The organism is Rossellomorea vietnamensis (genome assembly GCF_025398035.1).
Classification (GTDB): domain Bacteria; phylum Bacillota; class Bacilli; order Bacillales; family Bacillaceae_B; genus Rossellomorea; species Rossellomorea vietnamensis_B.
The window spans coordinates 3,782,387-3,803,131 of sequence record NZ_CP104558.1; the positions used below are offsets into that span (position 1 = coordinate 3,782,387).

The following is a 20,745-nucleotide window of genomic DNA, read 5'->3' on the forward strand; positions in this document are numbered from 1 at the left end:
ATTCTGAATATATTTACTTTTCAGAATAGTGGAGTATATTGTAGTTAGTGTAAATATTTAGTACATAACTAAGGGGGAATCGTGCTTGAAATCACGTAAAGTTTTATCCATGGCCATGGCCGCAGCGCTTAGTGTAGGGGCATTTGCTGTACCTGCATCAGCTGCGACCGTAGGGCCTCAGAATGTGTTAGCGAAGCCGACGGTGAAATATGATCATAAGCATGGGGGGGCGTTTGATTTAGGGATTGCGAATGATGATCGACTGATCGAAATGCTGAAGGAAGAAGGCAAGATCAAGAAAAATGCTTCTGCTGCAGAGGCACAAAAGGGACTGCAGAAATTCCTTGAAGCCAAAGCAGAATCAGCTGAGAAGCAAGCAGATGAAGGTGAAGGCGAACTTCACAACGAAGAAGCAGAAGCGAAAGCAAAGCTTCAAAAATCCATGAAAGACAATGGTGTAAAGAACGGTAAAGGAAATAAACTTGGACATGCAAAGAAGAACTCTCCTGACCCGGTAAAGGAAGAAGCATATGATGGTGAAAAACGTACCGATGAAGTATTGGTACTTCTTGTAGACTATCCGGACAAGCCTCATAATTCCATGACGGCTGATGAGACGGATATGTACTATGAAGGGGAGGATGCTTACTCCCGAGAACACTATCAAGATATGCTATTTGGTACTGGAGGATGGAAAGGTCCAGATGGAAAGACATACGTTTCCATGAAGCAGTACTATGAGCAGCAATCTGGTGGAAGTTATTCAGTGGACGGAAACGTTGCGGGCTGGTACACAGCAAGTAAACCGGCAGCTGCATATGGCGGAAATGATCCGCAGCCGGACGGCAGTGATGTCGATGCACGCGGTCTGATCAAAGAAGCTCTTGCACAAGCAGCAGCGGACCCGAACGTTGATCTTTCAGAGTACGACAAATGGGATCGTTATGATCTTGACGGTGATGGGAACTACTTAGAGCCGGATGGACTTGTTGACCACCTGATGGTTATCCATTCTGGTGTAGGTGAAGAAGCAGGTGGAGGATCATTGGGATCTGACGCTATCTGGTCACACCGCTGGAACCTTGGTGGAATCTTCCCGATTGCGGGCTCCCCTACTCCGGAAGTTGATTATTGGGGACAAGGAACAATGTACGCGTATGATTACACAATCGAACCTGAAGACGGTGCAGTAGGAGTCATGGCCCATGAATTTGGACATGATTTAGGGCTCCCTGATGAATACGATACACAATACACTGGAACGGGTGAACCGGTAAGCTACTGGTCCATCATGGCAAGCGGAAGCTGGGCTGGGGATATCCCGGGTTCAATGCCTTCTGGATTCAGTCCTTATATGAAAGAAATGCTGCAGGCTTCTGCTGTAGTGGACAATGAAGGAACACAAGGGAATTGGCAATCCGGCGATGAAATCAATGCAGCGGATGTTACCCGCAAAGGTAAGGAATATCTGTTGGATGAGGCTGCGACAAAGGGTACCAACAATGATGTCGTGAAAGTGAACCTTCCAGACAAAGAGGTACAGGGTATCCTGCCTGAGTTTGGTGAAAAGTACTACTACAGTACAAAGGGAGATGACCTTAATACATCACTCGTTTCTCCTGAATTTGATCTAACAAATGCAACAAACGCTACATTCAGCTTCAAAACCTTATATGATGTTGAGTACGATTACGATTTCCTTCACGTTGTTGCTAAGACAGCCAATGGCGAGGAAGTAGAAATTGACACAATCGGTAACGACGATACTGATGGAGACGGCCGAGCTGAATCTACAAAAGGTCAGTGGGTTGATAAGTCTTACGATTTAAGCCAATTTGCCGGTCAGAAGGTAACGCTTACATTCAATTACGTTACAGATGGCGGTCTTGCTCTTGATGGTTTCGCTTTGGATAACGCCACTTTAACTGTCGATGGAAATGTCGTATTTGAAGATGGTGCAGAAGGTGAGCCTCAATTCAAAACAGAAGGCTTCGAAGTATCAAACGGAATTTCCCTGAAGGAGCACTACTACCTGCTTGAATGGCGCAGTCATAACGGTGTAGATGAAGGTCTTGCCAACATCCGCCGCGGCGCAAGCTTAATGCAATTCGATGACGGATTGGTCGTATGGTATGTAGATAAATCATACAGCGATAACTGGACAGGTACTCATCCTGGAGACGGTTTCGTTGGAGTTGTCGATGCTGACCAGAAAACCAACTACTGGAGCGATGGATCTGTAGGGTCTACACGCTACCAGGTTCACGATGCAGCTTTCAGTTTGGATAAATCAGAAAAAATGTTCCTGGATTACACTGAACTGCTTGGGCTGACGATGAAAGACAACCATACTAAACGTAATCCACTATTCGACGATAGTAAAGATTACAGCAACAAAGGTATGGTAGACGCTGGACGTAACGTACCGAACTACGGATTAAAATTCCGCGTTACTGGCCAAAGTCATGATGGTTCAGTCGGTAAAGTGTTAATCTACAAGAAATAATCAAGCAAAGGGTGATGGCCATTTCGGCCATCACCCTTTAAGCATGTTAGTGGACATTTTTTTCCTCAGAATTGATAATAATACACACATCAATCAAAGGAGATGTCCATTTTGAAGCTAAGTGTACTAGATCAGTCACCGATTGCAGAAGGAATGAGCCCGCAGGAGGCTTTAAATAATACAGTAGAATTAGCAAAACATGCAGAAAAATTAGGGTTTGAACGGTTCTGGGTATCCGAGCATCATGATTCCACGAGCCTTGCCGGTTCATCACCGGAAGTGCTGATTGCCCATCTTGCCCAAAATACGTCAAGAATCCGTGTCGGGTCCGGAGGGGTCATGCTTCCCCATTACTCATCTTATAAAGTGGCGGAAAATTTCCGTTTGCTTGAAGGCTTGAATCCGAATCGGATCGATTTAGGGTTGGGAAGGGCTCCCGGTGGAATGCCGATGGCCACGATGGCCCTCCATGACGGGAAGCCGCGGGATGTAAACCGTTATCCGGAACAAATCGATGACTTACTCGGTTATCTGACGGATTCCCTGCCTGATGCCCATCCGTACCAAGGACTTACGGCAGCTCCGATGATCAAAACCATGCCGGAAGTCTGGATGCTCGGATCAAGTCCTTCCAGTGCCATGCTTGCCGCGCAAAAAGGACTGCCATACACATTTGCCCAATTCATCAATGGGGAAGGCGGTCCGCAATATACTCAAGCCTACCGGAATAACTTTGTTCCTTCCGAGTACTTGAAGGAACCGAAGAACATCGTAGCCGTTTTTGCCATTTGTGCCGAAACGGATGAAGAAGCGGAAAGGGTCGCATCAAGCATCGACCTATCCATCCTGATGATCGAACAGGGCATGCGCTCGAACGGAACCCCGAGCCCTGAGAAGGCGGCAGCGTATCAGTACACCCCATTCGAAGCAATGAGAGTGCGTGAAAACCGCAAACGCATGGTCGTCGGTGGTCCGAAAAAAGTAAAAGAAAAGCTACTCGCACTAAGCGAGCAATACCAAACCGATGAAATCATGCTTGTCAGCATCACCTATGACTTCAAAGATAAACTCAAATCATTCGAACTGATCGCAAACGAATTATTATAAATAGATAGGGACGGACCTCCACGGAGGTCCGTCCCTACTTTTATCTTTTCTCAAGCGCCACGATAAACGGCGGATTATTCAGTTGGTTCATGAACTGATATCTCAGCACATGCACGTAGTTTTGGTCCAATCGCTCTACGTAGCGGAGGATGTAGTCCCGTTCGACGGCGCCTTCAGGATGTCCGTGATAAATGACAAGGACAAGGATCCCTTCAGGGGCCATCATCTCAAGGATTTGATTCAAGGCGAGTATCGTCGTTTTCGGACGGGTGACGATATCCTTGTCACCGCCGGGTAAATACCCAAGATTGAAGACGGCCCCCGTCACTTTCCCGTAATGCAATGGGGGGATGACGTTCATGACGGTCTCATGTCCCTGGTGGAACAGGGTCACCCGGTCGGCGAGATCATGGGTAATAAGTTGTTCCCTCGTGTTGTGGATGGCTTCTTCCTGGATATCGAAACCATATACCCGGCCATTTTCCCCGACCAAACGGGCAAGGAACAGGGTGTCATGTCCATTTCCAAGCGTTGCGTCTATCGTGATATCTCCTGGCTTCACCGCCCGTTCCAGAAGCTCTCTCGCGAAAGGTAGTATTCGATCTAATTTCATGCTTTCACATCCATTTTATAAAATTTCCCCTGCCAGCTGTCCCGGCGTTTCAATTCATCATCGATGGCGTTCAGTACGTTCCATTTATTCACGCTCCACATCGGTCCGATCATCAGGTCGATAGGTCCGTCTCCGGTGATGCGATGAATGATCATTTCAGGAGGGATGACTTCCAGTTGGTCACAAACGAGTTTCACGTATTGATCAAAATCCATGAACTCCACCAGACCTTTTTCATATTGCTTGACCATGGGGGTTCCCTTCAGTAAGTGCAGAAGATGGATCTTGATTCCCTGGACGTCAAGCTTTGCGACTTCACGTGCCGTTTCCATCATCATTTCCTCATTTTCCTGGGGAAGTCCGTTAATAATATGGGAGCATACACGGATCCCGTGCTTGCGCAATTTTTGTACGCCTTCCATATAACACTGGTAATCATGAGCCCGGTTGATCAAGCCTGCCGTTTTTTCATGGACGGTTTGTAGCCCGAGCTCAACCCATAGATAAGTTCTCTCATTCAATTCAGCCAAATATTCGACGACGTCGTCAGGAAGGCAATCAGGACGTGTGGCGATGGATATGCCTACGACTCCATCCTGCTTCAAAACGGATTCGTACTTTTCCCTCAGGACGTCAACGGGTGCATGGGTATTCGTGAACGCCTGGAAATACGCCATGTACTTTCCGTCTTTCCACTTTTGATGCATTCTTCCCTTGATGTCATGGAATTGTTTCTCTAAGGAGTCGACCCTGCTTCCGGCAAAGTCCCCGGAGCCTGCGGCACTGCAAAAAGTACAACCGCCGTGTGCAACGGTGCCATCCCTGTTCGGGCAATCGAACCCGCCGTCGAGGGCAACTTTAAACACCTTATGTCCGAAATGGTTTCGGAGGTGATAATTCCATGTGTGATATCGTTTTGAATCTGTGGCATATGGAAATGGGTTTGTCCCGATGACAAACACCTCCTAAATTTCAAGTGATATAGCGGTATGTATGACGCTAAAGAGATTTTATCATGAACACGGGGACAAATGTATCCTGACCATAGAAATAGGCGAAGATTACCACTTCTGAAACGGGCAAACAGGTTCAAACTAAGATGGAGGGGAGTAAGGATAGGACCTTCCTCTTCTTGATTCCAATCATCAAGGAGGTAGTCGAAATGGCAACAAGGAATTCGATGGATGAATGCATTCAGAAATGCGAAGATGCCATTCGTTACGCTCAGCAACAATATAAAGCAGGGTCACAGCAGGAGCATTATCATGATGTGGAATACACACAGGCCATGCAGCAGCTTGAAGAAGCCGTCAACGACGTGGCTCACATGGCGAACAGTGCAAACTCCCAGCAGCGTGAACAACTGCATCGCATGAGACTTCAACTTCAAAACCTGCAAAACGAAATGATTTTGCTGGATCATGATCCGAATGTAGTGGGAGGTAAATTACATTGAGTACACGCTCTGATCAAAACAATCCTGAACAAAAGACCCGCAGTGATTTCCGAAAATTGGATACAGAATTCGGTGCTGAAAACAATCCTGTCAAAGAAGCCAAAAAGCGCTACGAAAAACAGGGTCAGCCCGTCAAATCCAATCATCATAACGGGAAATAAAACGTCCCCGGCCAGGTGCTCATAAGGAGTGCCTGGTCTTTTTTTTGATATGAAAAAATAATTCTTGCCCCCTTTCGTGAAAAGGAGTAAAATCCTTTTGGGACTCGAAATAAAAGAGTGGAAAGGGGGCAGAATGATGCCCAAATCATTATGGTTACTTGTCATTGGAATGATGGTGAATGTGACGGGAGCCTCTTTTTTATGGCCGCTTAATACGATTTACCTTCATGAAAATTTAGGAAAGTCATTGTCTGTAGCGGGAATTGTGCTGATGATGAATGCAGGCGCGAGTGTGATCGGAAATCTTATCGGAGGGACGTTATTCGATCGTTTTGGCGGTTATCGATCCATCCTGTTGGGAATTTCAATCACATTATCCGCCCTTATCGGAATGAATATATGGCACGGCTTTTCATACTATGTCGTCTTCCTTACCGTTGTCGGATTCGGTTCAGGTATCGTATTTCCTTCCATGTACGCCATGGCAGGTTCGGTGTGGCCGGAAGGGGGACGGAAAGCATTCAATTCCGTCTATGTAGCCCAAAATATTGGAGTGGCCGTCGGAGCCGCATTGGGCGGGTTCGTCGCCTCATTCTCCTTTAACTATATATTTATGGCTAATCTGAGTATGTATATCGTCTTTTTCTTCATCGCCTTCTTCGGATACCGGAACATTTCGGTTGCGGGTCATCAAACATCGGTATTGAATGAATCGAAGGTGATAAGGGACAAATCGAAGCTGAAGGCGCTGCTCTTCATATGTGTTGCTTATCTTTTATGCTGGATGGGATACGTGCAATGGCAGTCCACCATCGCCACCTATACGCAGGAAATCAATATATCCCTGAAACAGTACAGCTTATTGTGGACGATCAATGGAGCATTGATCGTTCTGGCTCAGCCGCTTTTATCCAAATTGATCAAGCGTTTTGAGAACAATTTAAAGCTGCAAATCATGATCGGGACCGTCATTTTCATGATTTCGTTCGGTGTAGCGTCGATTGCCGATCAATTTCAGTGGTTTGCCATTGCCATGATCATCTTGACGATCGGTGAAATGCTGATCTGGCCGGCGGTCCCGACAATCGCCAACTCACTTGCTCCAAAGGGCAGGGAAGGATTTTACCAGGGAATCGTCAACAGTACGGCCACGGGTGGAAGAATGATCGGTCCATTTATCGGAGGGGTGCTGGTGGATGTATTCAGCATGCAGGTGCTCTTCATGACGCTGATTGCGTTTTTCATCGTATCGTTATGGATTACCAGTCAATATGACCGTCCATTGAAAAAGAAAAGCGCCGTGACCATGTCCGTTCAACAATGAAAAAACCCCAATGAGGAATCATTGGGGGTTTTTCTCCATATAAAAAGGGCTCCCATTTCCTATGGAAGCCCACTTGCAAAAAATTGAGGCGGATAATCAGCAAACGCCACATCGTTTGTTGTCACAAGGACGTGATCACCGACTTACACAATTCAGCTCATCGCTAATATAGAATAGCATAGGACTTGAAAGAAAACAAGACTATTTTATAAATATAATCTTTATCCGAAGATTACAATGCGCTTTTATAAGTAATGATAGCCGTTTCTAAGAAGCATTACTATAGAGAAATAAGAATGAATACAGTGCAGAATGGTTTCTAACTCATTTCTTGAGCCAATATTTTATCAGAGGACCCTTATCTCCAAATACAGGATCTGATGTTGGAAGAGAAACGTTCTTGATCTCAATTAACACACTGGGACGTTCGCGTAATGAACCCTTTTTTACATTATAACTGTCCCCGTCAGGATAAGCGCCGGCGACTTTAAAGTCCGGACTTGCTGTCAATTTCTTATGACCGGTCCCGGCTGGAAGGACCATCACATCACCTTGATGAACCGTTACTTCTTCGCCCATTTCCCCGCCTAATTGAACTCTTGCCTCACCCTGCATGACACCCAAAACTTCATGGGCATTGCTGTGATAATGGTGATAATCGTAAATGCCGTTTGTCCAGCTGTTCAGCCAGTGATTTTGATTAAAAACCTCTTCGGCTTCATTTGCCTGATCGAGTGCGTTCCGGTAAATGAGAACGGGCAGGTCCGGGTTATTCGGGATGATTCCATCGTCTTCGAAATAAAATATTTTCAGTTCTGCGATTTTCATCCTTTCATTCCTCCATTCATTGTTATGAAGATTCCCTAATACGGCAGGCATTAAACCGAATCCCGACTGGTAATTGAAATTATTGACAAATCTGAATAGTTTTCAAAAAACGCATAATAGGTTGTGCTACTATAGAAGTATATATTCTCTTGCAAAACAGCGGAGGCGATGGGAAATGAGCAGCTTATTAAAAAAGGTGTCCGTCGACATGATTGAAATCATTCTTGAAAACGCTTTCGAATGGTTGGTCGTCGTCGATGACAAAGGGATCATCATCTATATAAACGACAATTACTGTCGCTTTCTTGAGGTTGAACGGGATAAAGCGATAGGATCACACGTAACAAACGTGATTGAAAACACGAGGATGCATATAGTGGCGGAGAGCGGGAAAGAAGAGGTGGCAGATCTTCAATATATTAAAGGAAATTACATGATCGCCAACCGAATCCCGATTCTGGTGGACGGGAAGGTGATCGGAGCATTCGGATCCGTCATTTTCCGTGACACGAGTGAATGGATGCAAATGAGTTCACATGTGAAAAATATGATGTCAAAGATCCAAAGTTACATACAGGATATCAATACCGGTGTGAAATACTCGCTCAATGACATCATCGGGGAATCACCCGGTATGAATGAATTGAAGGACAAAGCCCAAATGATCGCGCCGAGTGATATTTCCATCCTGATCAGGGGGGAGAGCGGAACGGGTAAAGAACTGTTCGCACACAGCATCCATCAGCTGAGTGAAAGAAGCGGACAGCCTTTCATTAAAGTGAATTGTGCAGCGATCCCCGAGCAGCTCCTGGAGTCGGAGCTCTTCGGTTACGAAGAAGGAGCATTTACCGGGGCCAAAAAGGGCGGAAAGAAAGGGAAATTCCAACTTGCCCATAAGGGGACATTATTCCTTGATGAAATCGGTGATATGCCTCTTAATATGCAGGCGAAGCTTCTCAGGGTTTTACAGGAAGGGGAAGTCGAGGCAGTCGGTTCAACCCGGGTACAGAATGTGGACGTAAGGATCATTGCCGCCACGAACCGTCCGCTTGAAAAAATGATGGAAGAAAAGAGATTCCGGAGTGACCTGTATTACCGGATCAATGTCATCCCGTTTCAGATCCCTCCACTGCGTGAGCGGAAAGATGATATTGAAACCCTCGCATCCTTTTTCCTGGAGAAATCCACAAAATCCTCGGGAAAACGCATCAAGGATTTCGACCAGGAGGTGCTGCGGATTTTTCTTTCCTACAGCTGGCCGGGGAATCTCCGTGAATTGGAAAATGTCATTCATGCTTCCACCTATTTGACGAATGGAAGCACGATTTCCCTTCAGTCATTACCGACGTATATGAAGACGGGAAATATATACGGAGTGGGATCTAAAACGCTGAAAGAAATCCTGGAAGAAACGGAAAAGTCGGTTCTCACCCAGAGTCTGCAAGCCCAGCCCGATAAGCGAAAGGCTGCAAAGTCACTGGGAATCAGTAAATCCAGCATGTATGAAAAATTAAATAAGTATGGTCTTCTATAAACTTAAGAAGTAGTCCGGAAATACGGAAAACAGTCCGCTTTTCCGGACTATCTTATTTTTAAGAGAAATGGTGAACATTTCGTGACTGAAGAGTGGATTTGTCCAGAATTTCGGACTACAAAAAACTCTGGAAGTGCTTTTATAGTAATCTGAAAGTTGGCACAATTATTGCATGTTTAGTAAGTGAACATATTTTTGGGAAAGGGGAGCGTACGCATCAAGATAAAAATGTAAGCGTCATCATCTTTAGAGAACAAAGGGGGAAATATCATGTTAAGCATGATCGGTCTGATTGGAGGACTCATTTTATTAATCTTTTTAACGATGAGGGGCATGAACATCCTGATCGTTGGACCCATCTCGGCATTATTTGTAGCCGTGCTAAGCGGGATGCCGCTTTTTCCGCAGCTGGCGGGAAAAGGTGAAGCAGATCTCGTCACGAACTATATGTCGGGTTTCACAAGCTTTGTCGCAGCCTGGTATTTGATGTTCCTACTGGGAGCCGTGTTCGGGAAAGTGATGGAGGATAGTGGTGCAGCAGACAGTGTCTCCCGTTTTGTAGTAGAAAAATTGGGAATGAAATACGCTGTATTCGCCATCGTGTTGGCCTGTGCGGTATTGACGTACGGTGGAGTCAGCCTGTTCGTTGTTGCATTCTCCGTTTATCCTATGGCGGTCAGTCTGTTTAAACAAGCGGATCTGCCGCGCCGTTTCATTCCGGCGGCACTGGCGTTCGGTTCGGTCACGTTCACGATGACCTCAGCCGGTTCACCGGAGATCCAGAACTGGATCCCCATCGAATACTTGAACACAACACCTTATGCAGGCTGGGAGGTCAGCTTGATCGTTGCCGTATTCATGGCGGTGTTTGGGTACTGGTGGTTAAAGCGCATGATCACGAAGGCTGTGAGAAAAGGAGAGAAATTCCACGCCCGTGAAGAAGATCCGGTCATCGATGAAGGCAGACCGTTACCAAACCCGTTCATGGGATTGATCCCATTATTGGTCGTCCTCATCCTGGCTTTTTCATTCCACGATTCGTTAAAGCAGTCGGCTCTGATCATCGCCTTGCTTGGCGGGGTCATTTCCGCTTATGTATTGAATCGTAAGTATTTCAAAGGTTTCTGGGGAGCGGTTTCCGAGGGGACGGTCGGAGCGTTGATCGCCATCGGGAACACGGCGGCCGTTGTCGGTTTCGGTGGGGTGGCCAAAGCGGTTCCTGCCTTCACGACAGCAGTCGATGTCATGACGAATATTCCTGGTTCACCATTGATCGGTGGAGCCATCGCCGTCAGTGTGATTGCCGGTATGACAGGTTCGGCTTCGGGTGGTCAGGCGATTGCCCTGCCGATCCTTGCACCGCACTACGTCGATATGGGTGTGAATCCAGAAGCCCTTCACCGGGTAGTGGCGATATCTTCAGGAGCACTGGACTCACTGCCGCATAATGGATACGTCGTGACGACGATCCGCTCGATCTGTAATGAATCACACGGAGAAGCGTATGGCGCTGTCGGAGCATTGACGGTCATCGTCCCGCTAATCGGATTGGCACTTGCGATCGTATTATTCAGCTTGGGAGTGGGGATTTAAGAAAATGGTAGAAAATAAAGTGGTATTCATAACAGGGGCAGCCCAAGGGATCGGCTACCAAATCGGCAGAGAATTCGCCGCAGCTGGAGCGAAAGTCGTCCTCACGGATCTGAAGGAAGATGCTGTTGGGGAAGCTTCGGAATCTCTTAAAGCAGAAGGTTATGAGGTTCTCGGGTTGGGCTGTGACGTAACATCGGAAACAGAATTAAAAGAAGCGATCGAAAAAACGGTGGATCATTTCGGTCGGCTCGATGTCTTGATCAACAATGCAGGGCTTCAGCATGTTTCACATATCGAAGAGTTCCCTACTGAAAAATTCGAGCTGCTGTTAAAAGTCATGCTGACGGCCCCATTTGTCGCCATTAAGAATGCTCTTCCCCACATGAAGAAGCAGGGGGCGGGACGGATCATCAACATGGCGTCCATTAACGGATTGGTCGGATTTTCAGGCAAAGCCGCCTATAATTCTGCGAAACACGGAGTCATCGGCTTGACGAAAGTCGCGGCACTGGAAACGGCGGAACATGGCATCACCGTGAATGCCGTATGTCCTGGCTACGTGGATACGCCTTTGGTCCGGAATCAACTGGCGGACCTCGCGAAGACGCGCAACGTCCCTTTCGAGAGAGTGATTGAAGAAGTCATTTATCCTTTGGTGCCCCAGAAAAGACTGCTGGACGTAAAAGAAATTGCCGACTATACGATGTTCCTGTGCAGTGATGCCGCAAAAGGGATCACCGGGCAGGCAGTCGTACTGGACGGCGGGTATACGGTTCAATAGATTGATGGAGGAGAGACGGTTCCTTAGGGGGCCGTTTCTTTTTTTGCGGAGTGTGTAGCGAAAGTGAATATTGAGTTGGATGAAAATGTAAAACGGCTGGATTCTTCATCAAAACGGCCGGATTATCTTCCATTTCGGCTGGATTCAAGGTCGAAACGGCCGGATTTTTCTCGATATCGGCCGGATTTTCAGCAGAATCGGCTGGATTCGTCTCGAGCCCGGTCCCAATTTGCAATGAAAGGGACGGAGTCGTCTCCCGTGACCGTTCCCCTTCCATCGAAAAACCGGATTCTTCTCAATAATAGCCTGATAACTGACGAGTAGGTCCAGATTTGCGAACATACTCTCAAACAAATGACTAAAATATCCTCTCCAAACCAATAATAGGCTTGCGCTTCTGTATATTTTTCACTAAAATAGTGAATACATATAGTGTTTACTTATATTGAAACGTTGATCGGGAGTAGTAGTGACGGTTTTCTGTCGTAGAGAGTTGACGGGTGGTGAAAGTCAACCAGAAGCATCATGAACTCGCCTGCTGAGTTGCAAGTGTGAAGTTACAGTAAGACTTGCCGTTTTCCGCGTTAAGGATGAATGAAGCTGAGTGCGCGTACACTAATGTGGGTGGTACCGCGGGAGAATGTACATACAGACTCTCGTCCCAAATATTTATTTGGGATGAGGGTTTTTTTTATTTTTTTAAGAACATGAAAATTAAAGGAGGATCTCAATATGAGTTTTAATCATAAAAGTGTTGAGACGAAATGGCAGCAGTATTGGGAAGAGAATAAAACGTTCAAGGTAACGGAAGACGAAGGGAAATCCAATTTCTATGCACTGGATATGTTCCCGTATCCATCAGGTGCCGGTCTTCACGTCGGGCATCCGGAAGGCTTTACGGCAACAGACATCCTTTCCCGCATGAAGCGTATGCAGGGGTACAATGTCCTTCATCCAATGGGCTGGGATGCATTCGGTTTACCGGCTGAGCAATATGCCCTTGATACAGGAAATGATCCGGCAGAATTCACTCAAAAAAATATTGATACATTCCGCCGACAAATCAAATCACTTGGTTTCTCCTACGACTGGGACCGTGAAGTGAATACGACTGATCCCGGCTACTACAAGTGGACGCAGTGGATCTTCACCAAGCTTTATGAAAAAGGTTTAGCCTATGTGGATGAGGTTGCCGTGAACTGGTGTCCGGCACTTGGAACGGTGCTTGCCAATGAAGAGGTCATTGACGGGAAGAGTGAACGCGGAGGCCACCCTGTAGAGCGCCGTCCGATGAAGCAGTGGATGCTGAAGATCACGGCTTATGCTGATCGTCTTGTTGAAGACCTTGAAGAGGTTGACTGGCCGGAAAGCATCAAAGACATGCAGCGTAACTGGATCGGACGCTCTGAAGGGGCAGAAGTGAATTTTGCCATCGAAGGTCATGACAAATCATTCGATGTGTTCACGACGCGTCCGGATACGATCTTTGGTGCGACCTATGCGGTACTTGCTCCTGAGCATCCGTTCGTCGCAGAAATCACGACGGACGCACAGCGCTCGAAAGTGGATGAGTACATCGACAAGATCAAGTCGAAAAGTGATCTTGAACGTACCGATCTTGCAAAAGAAAAAACCGGTGTTTTCACAGGAGCTTATGCAATCAACCCGGCTAACGGTGAGAAAATGCCAATCTGGATCGCCGACTACGTTCTGATGAGCTACGGTTCCGGTGCCATCATGGCCGTTCCTGCCCATGACGAACGGGATTATGAATTTGCGAAAGAATTCGACCTTCCAATCGTGGAAGTCGTCGCTGGTGGCAACGTTGAAAAAGAAGCATACACAGGTGACGGTGATCATGTGAATTCCGGCTTCCTTGACGGACTTGGTAAAGAAGAAGCGATTGCGAAAGCCATTTCCTGGTTAGAGGAGAAGAATATCGGAACGAAGAAAATCACGTACCGTCTACGCGATTGGTTGTTCAGCCGCCAGCGTTACTGGGGTGAGCCGATTCCAGTCATCCACTGGGAAGATGGTACGACAACAACCGTTCCTGAAAGTGAGCTGCCGCTTGTCCTTCCGAAGACGACTGAAATCAAGCCGTCCGGAACAGGTGAATCTCCACTTGCGAACATCAGTGAATGGGTGAACGTCGAGGATCCTGAAACAGGCAAAAAAGGACGTCGTGAAACCAATACTATGCCGCAGTGGGCAGGAAGCTGCTGGTACTATATCCGTTATATCGATCCACATAACGAAGATGCCCTTGCCGATGCGAAGAAAATGCAGGAATGGCTGCCGGTGGATACGTATATCGGGGGAGCCGAGCATGCGGTCCTTCACTTACTGTACGCACGTTTCTGGCACAAGTTCCTTTATGATATCGGGGTAGTGCCAACGAAAGAGCCGTTCCAGAAGCTGTTCAACCAGGGAATGATCCTTGGGGAAAATAATGAAAAAATGAGTAAATCAAAAGGGAATGTCGTGAATCCGGATGAGGTTGTGGAATCTCACGGAGCCGATACCCTTCGCCTATATGAAATGTTCATGGGACCACTGGAAGCATCCATTGCCTGGAGCACAAACGGACTTGATGGAGCTCGCCGCTTCCTTGATCGTGTATGGCGCCTTCTTGTCGAAGAGGATGGTTCATTATCCTCTAAAGTGAAAGATGCACCGAACAGTGATCTTGATAAAACGTATAACCAAACCGTTAAGAAAGTGACGGAGGATTATGAAGGACTTCGTTTCAACACAGGGATTTCACAGCTGATGGTATTCATCAATGATGCCTATAAAGCGGACACCCTTCCGAAGGAATACGTAGAAGGCTTCATCAAGCTTCTTTCTCCGATCGCTCCTCACATGACAGAGGAACTTTGGAGCAAGCTTGGTCACGAAGGAACGATCTCTTACGAAGCATGGCCGACATTCGATGAATCGAAGCTAGTCGACAACGAAGTCGAAATCGTTCTTCAAGTGAACGGAAAAGTGAAAGCTAAAGTCATGATCCCGCGCGACATGACCAAAGATGACCTTGAAAAAACAGCGATGGATAACGATGAAATCAAAACACAAATCGAAGGCAAAACCATCCGCAAAGTCATCGCCGTACCAGGCAAACTAGTCAACATCGTAGCCAACTGATAAATGGGAGGGACGGACCTCGAAATGGGCCTGTTTTGAAGCGTAAATCGCTTTAAATCAGCATTTCGATGAGGTCCGTCCCTCTTTTTGAGTCTGATATTTTTGTTTGGGGGACAGGCTTTGGTATAATCGTGTTGAATAATGATTGAATGTGGAAAGGAAGTTGAGAAGATGGATACTATTAAAACGATTACGACGGATGAGTTAGAGCAGAAGTTGAAGAACGGTGAGGATCTGCTTTTAGTGGATGTCCGTGAGGATGAAGAAGTGGCAGAGGGTATGATCCCGGGAGCGAAGCATATCAAGATGGGGGAAATCCCTGAGTCACTTGATCAGTTTGACAAGGATAAAGAATATATCTTTATCTGCCGTTCCGGAAACCGCAGCGGAAATGTTGCTCACTATATGCAGGAACAAGGTTATAAAGTGGTGAACATGGAAGGCGGCATGATGAACTGGGCCGGGGATACGGCTGCGAAGAAATAATGAGATAGTATAGTATAGAAGCACATCCCATTTTTGAGTGGGATGTGCTTTTTTTGAATCAAGGTTTTTGTATAGAAAATCCACTCTATCTCAATCTTGATTTACTTCATACTCCGATAATGCAACAGCAATCCTATCTTCAATATCTCTAAGGTTACCGCCAACAAAGTTATTTAATAGGATGGAAAACACAAGGTCCTTACCATCTTTCGTCGTCACATATCCTGAAAGTGCGGTAACCCCTGTGATGGTTCCGGTCTTGGCTTTTACGTTCCCTTCAGCAAGGGTTCCTTTCATGCGGTTTCTCAGGGTTCCTCCCTCGAGTCTGTTACTGGCACCTGCAATGGGTAGGGAGTTTAAATAGACAGGAAACCAGTCTTCCTGTTGAACAGTATATAGTAACTTCGACAACTCATTTGCCGGGACGTTCGTTACGTGTGATATACCGGAACCATCCCGGAGGCGCATGGTATCTGTGTTCAATCCTTGGGTTGAAAGGTAATCTTCAATGACCTCCAATCCTCTATCCCAACTGCCATCGTTATGAACTGCCCGTCCCATTTCTTTCACTAACGTTTCAGCGATGGTATTGTTACTTAGCTTCATGAAAGGAATCATTAATTCGGAAAGAGGCATGGACTCCTTGGTGTACAGGACTTCAGCTTCTGCCGGGGCTTTTCCGGTATCCCCCTGTTGCTGTTTGACTTGGATTCCTGCTTGTACAAGGGATTTCTTAAATAGATCCAACGCATACCCTGTCGGCTCCCAAAGGGTCACCCAAGAGCGGGCGGTGGAACTGCCTACCGGAATAGTGCCTTCTACAATAATATTGTTGGACCCGTGTTCCCTTGTGACGCTGATCGACCGTGTACCGCTCTCCACGGTCTTCGTTTTGTTAATGATGGTCGGATAGCTTGTATCAGGGGAAAGTGTGATATCTGCTTGCTGTCCGACTTGTGTAGGAGACGTTTCAACAATGACCGTACCAGCATCGTAATCAGTATTTGGTGAAGCGGTAAGAGCTGAGATCTGGGCACCATAATAATAAGATTCATCATTCCAAATCATATCTTCAGAAAGTCTGACCGAATTATACCAAGTGTCATCCGCCATGATATTCCCTTGAATCGATTGAATATGTTTCGACTTCAGGAAGGCAGCCATCTTGTCAAAATCTTCTTTCAGGAGTGTCGGATCACCTTTTCCTTTTAGGTATAGGTTTCCTTTCAAGACCTTTCCGACAATCTCTCCATCTGTCAGGATTTCTGTCTGGAATCTGAAATCCGGCCCAAGTGTGTGAAGCGCAGCGGCTGCAGTAAGAAGCTTCATATTAGAGGCTGTTTTTAACCGGATATCACCCAAGCGGTCAAGAACGATCTCACCACTTTCTGCATCACGCACACTGACAGAACCAATCGCCCCATCTAATCGTTCATCTGCCAGTATGTCATGAATTTTCTGATCCAAATCTGCATAGTCATTCGATGCGTTTGCTGTTGAAGGATTCTCTGTGGAGTGTAAGGGGCTTAAGATAAGTGTGAAAAGAAATAGAATGGCCAGCATGCGGTTCCTGGTGGATTTTAAGTGCTTCATGAATATCCCTCCTAATTGGCTTACGTCCTTATATTAAATGAAAATTTAGAAAATTATTATAATATTTCAGTTTTTATACAAAAAATGAATATATTGTCATAATATATAAGCTGAGAAGCAGGATGCATATGTATCCTTTTACCTTGTTTCAACTCGTAGTGTGTATAATCCCCGTCTCTGTTGTTTAAAAATATAATATTCTGACAATAATGGTACCAAAAGCAATCCGGGAGGGGATCCCATGATCCAGGTGAAGGTATTCGATTATGAGCATGAAAAAGATTTAGAGAAAGATATGAACCATTTTCTCAGCAAGATGGATGATAAAAAGATCGTGGATATTAAATATCATGTGGCTGCGATGTCGGAGGAAGTGGAGGACCAGATCTATTGCTTCTCTGCCATGGTCGTGTATAGAAAATAAAAAGGTTGATCGCTCAGGGGATGAGGATCAACCTTTCTTTCTGACCATTAAACCTTTGCTGCATTCAACCCGGCAAGCCGGCCGGTCACTAAGGCAGAGGTGATATTGTAACCGCCTGTGTATCCGTGGATATCAAGCACTTCCCCGCAGAAGAAGAGACCCTCCATCTTTTTCGAAGCCATCGTTTTCGGTTCGATTTCTTTGATGGACACCCCGCCTCCCGTTACAAAGGCTTTATCAATGGACAGTGTGCCGTTCACATTGAAGGTGAACTGCTTTAAGAGCTTGGCAAAATGACGGATTTTTTCTGAGGAGATGTGATCTCCTTTTTCATCATGATCGATTTCTGCGCGATCCAGTAAAAATAGAAGGTATCGCTCAGGAACCAGGCCTTTAAAGATATTTTTCGCCGCTTTCTTTCCATCTTCCTTCACTTGTTTATTCAGGGATTGGAATAGCTGCTCTTCATTTTGATCGGGCATGGAATCGATCTGCATGGCCACGTGTGTCAGGTTCCATTTCTTCATTGCCTTTACGACGTATTGGCTGCAGCGGAGAACAGCCGGGCCGGAAATGCCGAGGTGAGTGAAGATCATGTCCATCTTATGGGTGACGATCTTTTTCCCTTTCGGATTCAGCACGCTTAAATCGACGCTTCGCAAAGAAAGGCCCTGAAGCTCTTTCTTTTTCACAAATGGCTCGTCCGATGTAAGGGGAACCTCTGTCGGAAACAGATCCGTGATCGTATGACCGGCTTTGGTCGCCCATGGGTACCCGTCACCTGTCGATCCGGTGTGAGGGACGGACTTTCCTCCGACCGCAATCACGACAGCATTGGCAGCAATCGTTTCCCCGTCTTTCAAGAGGATGCCCGCCGTTTTGCCATTTTCGTACAGAACCTCTTCGACACTGGTGCTTGTCCGGGTGTCGACCTTCAATTCCTTCATGCGTCCGAGTAAAGCTTCCACGACATCCATGGCCCTGTTCGACACAGGGAACATCCGTCCGTGATCTTCTTCTTTCAACTGAATTCCCAGGTTTTCAAAGAAGGAAATGATATCTTCATTATTAAACTCTGAAAATGCGCTGTATAGAAAACGCCCGTTTCCGGGGATATGTTTGATGATTTCCTCTACAGGAAGACGGTTGGTCACATTGCAGCGGCCGCCACCTGATATCGCAAGCTTTCTTCCAAGCTTTGTCCCTTTATCTACAAGGAGGACTTTCGCGCCGTTTTCCCCGGCTGCGATACTGGCCATCAATCCCGATGGTCCTCCGCCTATGATGATGACATCGTATGTTTTTACCATTTTTTCCACCAACTTTTAATATTCGCTTCTAGAAAAGAAGTTTCACCTTATTTTAAAGGGGATGGGTTTTAAATACAACATTCGAAAAAAATTGTCATTCGATTCGTACAGTAGTAAACTACTGATAGTGTGTAAATTTCGAGTTGGATTTTATTTTGTTTGTGTAACGGGCAACAAGATATATAGAGAGGGATACTATGTCATCTAAATTAATAAGAGGAACGTTTATCTTAACGTTAGGGACCTTTATTTCGAAGTTTTTGGGTCTTTTTTATGTTATACCGTTTGATGATTTGTTAAAAGGTCATGAAGAAGGGGCATCCCTTTATCAATATGGATATGTACCTTATACGATCTTTCTGACAGTAGCGACTGCAGGAGTGCCACTGGCCGTTTCAAAATTTGTTTCAAAATATAATGCCATCGGAGAATATGCCGTAGGGCGGAAATTATTTAAATCCGGGCTCTTGCTCATGACGCTGACTGGTGTCGTATCATTCCTCATTATGTATGCATTCGCACCGATCTTTGCAGAAATGACGATCAAAAGCGATGAGCAGGTCATTTCCGTTGCCCAGGTGACCACCGTCATCCGGGCCGTGAGCTTTGCCCTGATCATCATTCCGTTCATGAGTTTGATCCGGGGATTCTTCCAGGGTCATCAATCCATGGGGCCGACAGCGGTTTCCCAGGTGATTGAACAGATCGTCCGGATCGTCTTCCTCCTTGGCGGGATTTATGTTGTATTGAACATTCTGGATGGGACCGTGACAACGGCCATTTCCGTTGCGACATTCGCAGCTTTCGTAGGGGGACTTGCAAGTCTCGGAGCATTGATCTGGTATTGGTTCAAGCGAAAACCTCATTTGGATGAACTCCTTGAAGAGGACCGGGGGAACGAAGAGATTTCGTTAAAAGCGATGTACAAAGAAATCATTGCTTATTCGATTCCCTTCATTTTTGTGGGACTCGCCAATCCATTGTTTCAACTGGTGGATCAGATCACGTTCAACACTGCCATGGCAGATATCGGGAACGCGAAAGTCTCGGACCATGCTTTTGCCGTATTGAACTTCTATACGCACAAACTCGTCATCATTCCGGTGTCACTGGCGACAGCTTTTTCCATGACGCTGATTCCGTTGATCACTACGTCTTATACGAGCGGTGACCGGAAGACGATGCGCAGGAACATTGATCAGACCTTTCAGATTCTGTTGTTTCTGACCGTGCCGGCAGCACTCGGACTGGCCCTTTTGGCTGAACCGATGTATACGTTGTTCTACCACAGTGACGCTCTCGGGACGTCGATTTTACGATCATATGCACCTGTAGCGATCCTGTTTGCATTATTTGCGGTGACAGCAGCGATCCTTCAAGGGATTGATGAGCAAAAGTTCACGATTTTCAGCCTGCTTGTAGGACTGCTTCTGAAGCTGGTCCTGAACATCCCGCTCATTCGCCTGTTTGAAACACAGGGGGCCGTGCTTGCGACAACGATCGGATATGCAGTGGCAATCCTGATCAATCTCTATGTGATCAAAAAGTACGCTCGATATCAATTCAGGTTGATTTTGAGAAGGACCATGTTCATCGGCGCTTTGAATGCCGTTATGGCAGGGGTCGTATTGGTACTGTATGCTGTCCTGGTTAAATTCCTTAGTCCGGAGACAGGATTTCAATCCATCATCCTTGTAGCCATCTGCGGCGGAGTGGGAGCACTCGTATACTTCTACCTGAGCTTAAGAAGCAAACTCGCAGACAAATTGTTCGGTGACAAGATTTCGAAAATCCGCAGTAAGCTGCGTATCGGGTAAAAGAAAAAGGGATGATGCGTGGTCATCCCTTTTTTATTTTGAGTAAAGCTGCTTACCTTCAGCAG

The 20,745-nt window shown here is 46.3% G+C and carries 18 protein-coding genes and 1 other annotated feature; of the genes, 12 read left to right on the top strand and 6 right to left on the bottom strand.

Going from position 1 to position 20,745, the window contains the following annotated elements; all coding sequences use genetic code 11:
• Window positions 1-85: 85 nt before the first annotated feature.
• Both N5C46_RS19395 and N5C46_RS19400 read left to right on the top strand, forming a co-directional pair.
• The gene (locus N5C46_RS19395; protein WP_420720425.1) at window positions 86-2,506 is read left to right on the top strand and encodes an immune inhibitor A domain-containing protein; all 2,421 of its coding nucleotides are present in this window, start codon (window positions 86-88) and stop codon (window positions 2,504-2,506) included.
• 102 nt (window positions 2,507-2,608) lie between these two features.
• Window positions 2,609-3,613, top strand: coding sequence for an LLM class flavin-dependent oxidoreductase (locus tag N5C46_RS19400; RefSeq protein ID WP_261749851.1), 1,005 nt, complete (start codon window positions 2,609-2,611; stop codon window positions 3,611-3,613).
• Between the two features lie 40 nt (window positions 3,614-3,653).
• Here N5C46_RS19400 and N5C46_RS19405 read toward each other — a convergent pair whose 3' ends face one another.
• Together N5C46_RS19405 and N5C46_RS19410 are read right to left on the bottom strand one after the other, a co-directional pair.
• Window positions 3,654-4,226, bottom strand: a complete 573-nt coding sequence (locus N5C46_RS19405) for a tRNA 5-(aminomethyl)-2-thiouridylate-methyltransferase MnmM (RefSeq protein WP_034765556.1) — start codon at window positions 4,224-4,226, stop codon at window positions 3,654-3,656.
• Window positions 4,223-5,188 (bottom strand): tRNA modification radical SAM protein MnmL/YtqA, encoded by a 966-nt coding sequence (locus tag N5C46_RS19410; protein ID WP_261749852.1) that lies wholly within the window; start codon window positions 5,186-5,188, stop codon window positions 4,223-4,225. The genes N5C46_RS19405 and N5C46_RS19410 overlap by 4 nt, the downstream gene beginning before the upstream one ends.
• Before the next feature lie 200 nt (window positions 5,189-5,388).
• Here N5C46_RS19410 and N5C46_RS19415 point away from each other — a divergent pair, with 200 nt between their 5' ends.
• The 3 genes from N5C46_RS19415 (at window position 5,389) to N5C46_RS19425 (ending at window position 7,167) form a co-directional block, all read left to right on the top strand.
• Window positions 5,389-5,682, top strand: a complete 294-nt coding sequence (locus tag N5C46_RS19415) for a YtzC family protein (RefSeq protein ID WP_261749853.1) — start codon at window positions 5,389-5,391, stop codon at window positions 5,680-5,682.
• Complete coding sequence (locus N5C46_RS19420; RefSeq protein WP_060672924.1) at window positions 5,679-5,843, top strand: hypothetical protein; 165 nt, start codon at window positions 5,679-5,681, stop codon at window positions 5,841-5,843. Before N5C46_RS19415 ends, N5C46_RS19420 begins: the two co-directional genes overlap by 4 nt.
• Window positions 5,844-5,979: 136 nt before the next feature.
• On the top strand, window positions 5,980-7,167 hold the full coding sequence (locus N5C46_RS19425) for an MDR family MFS transporter (protein WP_261749854.1): 1,188 nt from the start codon (window positions 5,980-5,982) through the stop codon (window positions 7,165-7,167).
• Window positions 7,168-7,491: 324 nt separating this feature from the next.
• On the opposite strand, the gene N5C46_RS19430 is transcribed toward N5C46_RS19425, so the two are convergent.
• Window positions 7,492-7,995, bottom strand: a complete 504-nt coding sequence (locus N5C46_RS19430) for a cupin domain-containing protein (RefSeq protein WP_261749855.1) — start codon at window positions 7,993-7,995, stop codon at window positions 7,492-7,494.
• Between the two features lie 175 nt (window positions 7,996-8,170).
• Between N5C46_RS19430 and N5C46_RS19435 the strand changes: the two genes are divergently transcribed.
• From N5C46_RS19435 to N5C46_RS19445, 3 genes are all read left to right on the top strand, one after another.
• Window positions 8,171-9,529, top strand: a complete 1,359-nt coding sequence (locus N5C46_RS19435; protein WP_261749856.1) for a sigma-54 interaction domain-containing protein — start codon at window positions 8,171-8,173, stop codon at window positions 9,527-9,529.
• Between the two features lie 270 nt (window positions 9,530-9,799).
• The gene (locus N5C46_RS19440; RefSeq protein WP_261749857.1) at window positions 9,800-11,122 is read left to right on the top strand and encodes a GntP family permease; all 1,323 of its coding nucleotides are present in this window, start codon (window positions 9,800-9,802) and stop codon (window positions 11,120-11,122) included.
• A gap of 4 nt (window positions 11,123-11,126) precedes the next feature.
• Window positions 11,127-11,903, top strand: a complete 777-nt coding sequence (locus N5C46_RS19445; protein ID WP_261749858.1) for a 3-hydroxybutyrate dehydrogenase — start codon at window positions 11,127-11,129, stop codon at window positions 11,901-11,903.
• On the opposite strand, the gene N5C46_RS19450 is transcribed toward N5C46_RS19445, so the two are convergent.
• Window positions 11,857-12,180: a hypothetical protein gene (locus tag N5C46_RS19450; RefSeq protein WP_261749859.1), complete on the bottom strand. Its 324-nt coding sequence runs from the start codon at window positions 12,178-12,180 to the stop codon at window positions 11,857-11,859. The genes N5C46_RS19445 and N5C46_RS19450 overlap by 47 nt on opposite strands.
• A 167-nt stretch (window positions 12,181-12,347) precedes the next feature.
• Window positions 12,348-12,570: a binding site (T-box leader), on the top strand.
• 65 nt (window positions 12,571-12,635) lie between these two features.
• Between N5C46_RS19450 and leuS the strand changes: the two genes are divergently transcribed.
• On the top strand, window positions 12,636-15,050 hold the full coding sequence (gene leuS, locus N5C46_RS19455) for a leucine--tRNA ligase (protein ID WP_261749860.1): 2,415 nt from the start codon (window positions 12,636-12,638) through the stop codon (window positions 15,048-15,050).
• Window positions 15,051-15,221: 171 nt separating this feature from the next.
• Entirely contained in the window at window positions 15,222-15,536 is a 315-nt protein-coding gene (locus tag N5C46_RS19460) for a rhodanese-like domain-containing protein (RefSeq protein WP_261749861.1), read from the top strand.
• A gap of 90 nt (window positions 15,537-15,626) precedes the next feature.
• Here the strand turns inward: N5C46_RS19460 and dacB are convergent, their stop codons facing one another.
• Window positions 15,627-17,129 carry a D-alanyl-D-alanine carboxypeptidase/D-alanyl-D-alanine endopeptidase gene (gene dacB / locus N5C46_RS19465; RefSeq protein ID WP_261749862.1) on the bottom strand — a complete coding sequence of 501 codons (1,503 nt, stop codon included), beginning with the start codon at window positions 17,127-17,129 and terminating at the stop codon, window positions 15,627-15,629.
• Between the two features lie 241 nt (window positions 17,130-17,370).
• On the opposite strand from dacB, the gene N5C46_RS19470 reads away from it, so the two are divergent.
• On the top strand, window positions 17,371-17,553 hold the full coding sequence (locus N5C46_RS19470) for a sporulation protein Cse60 (RefSeq protein ID WP_034765594.1): 183 nt from the start codon (window positions 17,371-17,373) through the stop codon (window positions 17,551-17,553).
• A gap of 47 nt (window positions 17,554-17,600) precedes the next feature.
• On the opposite strand, the gene N5C46_RS19475 is transcribed toward N5C46_RS19470, so the two are convergent.
• Window positions 17,601-18,863 carry a BaiN/RdsA family NAD(P)/FAD-dependent oxidoreductase gene (locus N5C46_RS19475; RefSeq protein WP_261749863.1) on the bottom strand — a complete coding sequence of 421 codons (1,263 nt, stop codon included), beginning with the start codon at window positions 18,861-18,863 and terminating at the stop codon, window positions 17,601-17,603.
• 197 nt (window positions 18,864-19,060) lie between these two features.
• On the opposite strand from N5C46_RS19475, the gene N5C46_RS19480 reads away from it, so the two are divergent.
• On the top strand, window positions 19,061-20,680 hold the full coding sequence (locus N5C46_RS19480; protein WP_224522131.1) for a putative polysaccharide biosynthesis protein: 1,620 nt from the start codon (window positions 19,061-19,063) through the stop codon (window positions 20,678-20,680).
• The last annotated feature ends 65 nt before the right edge of the window (window positions 20,681-20,745 follow it).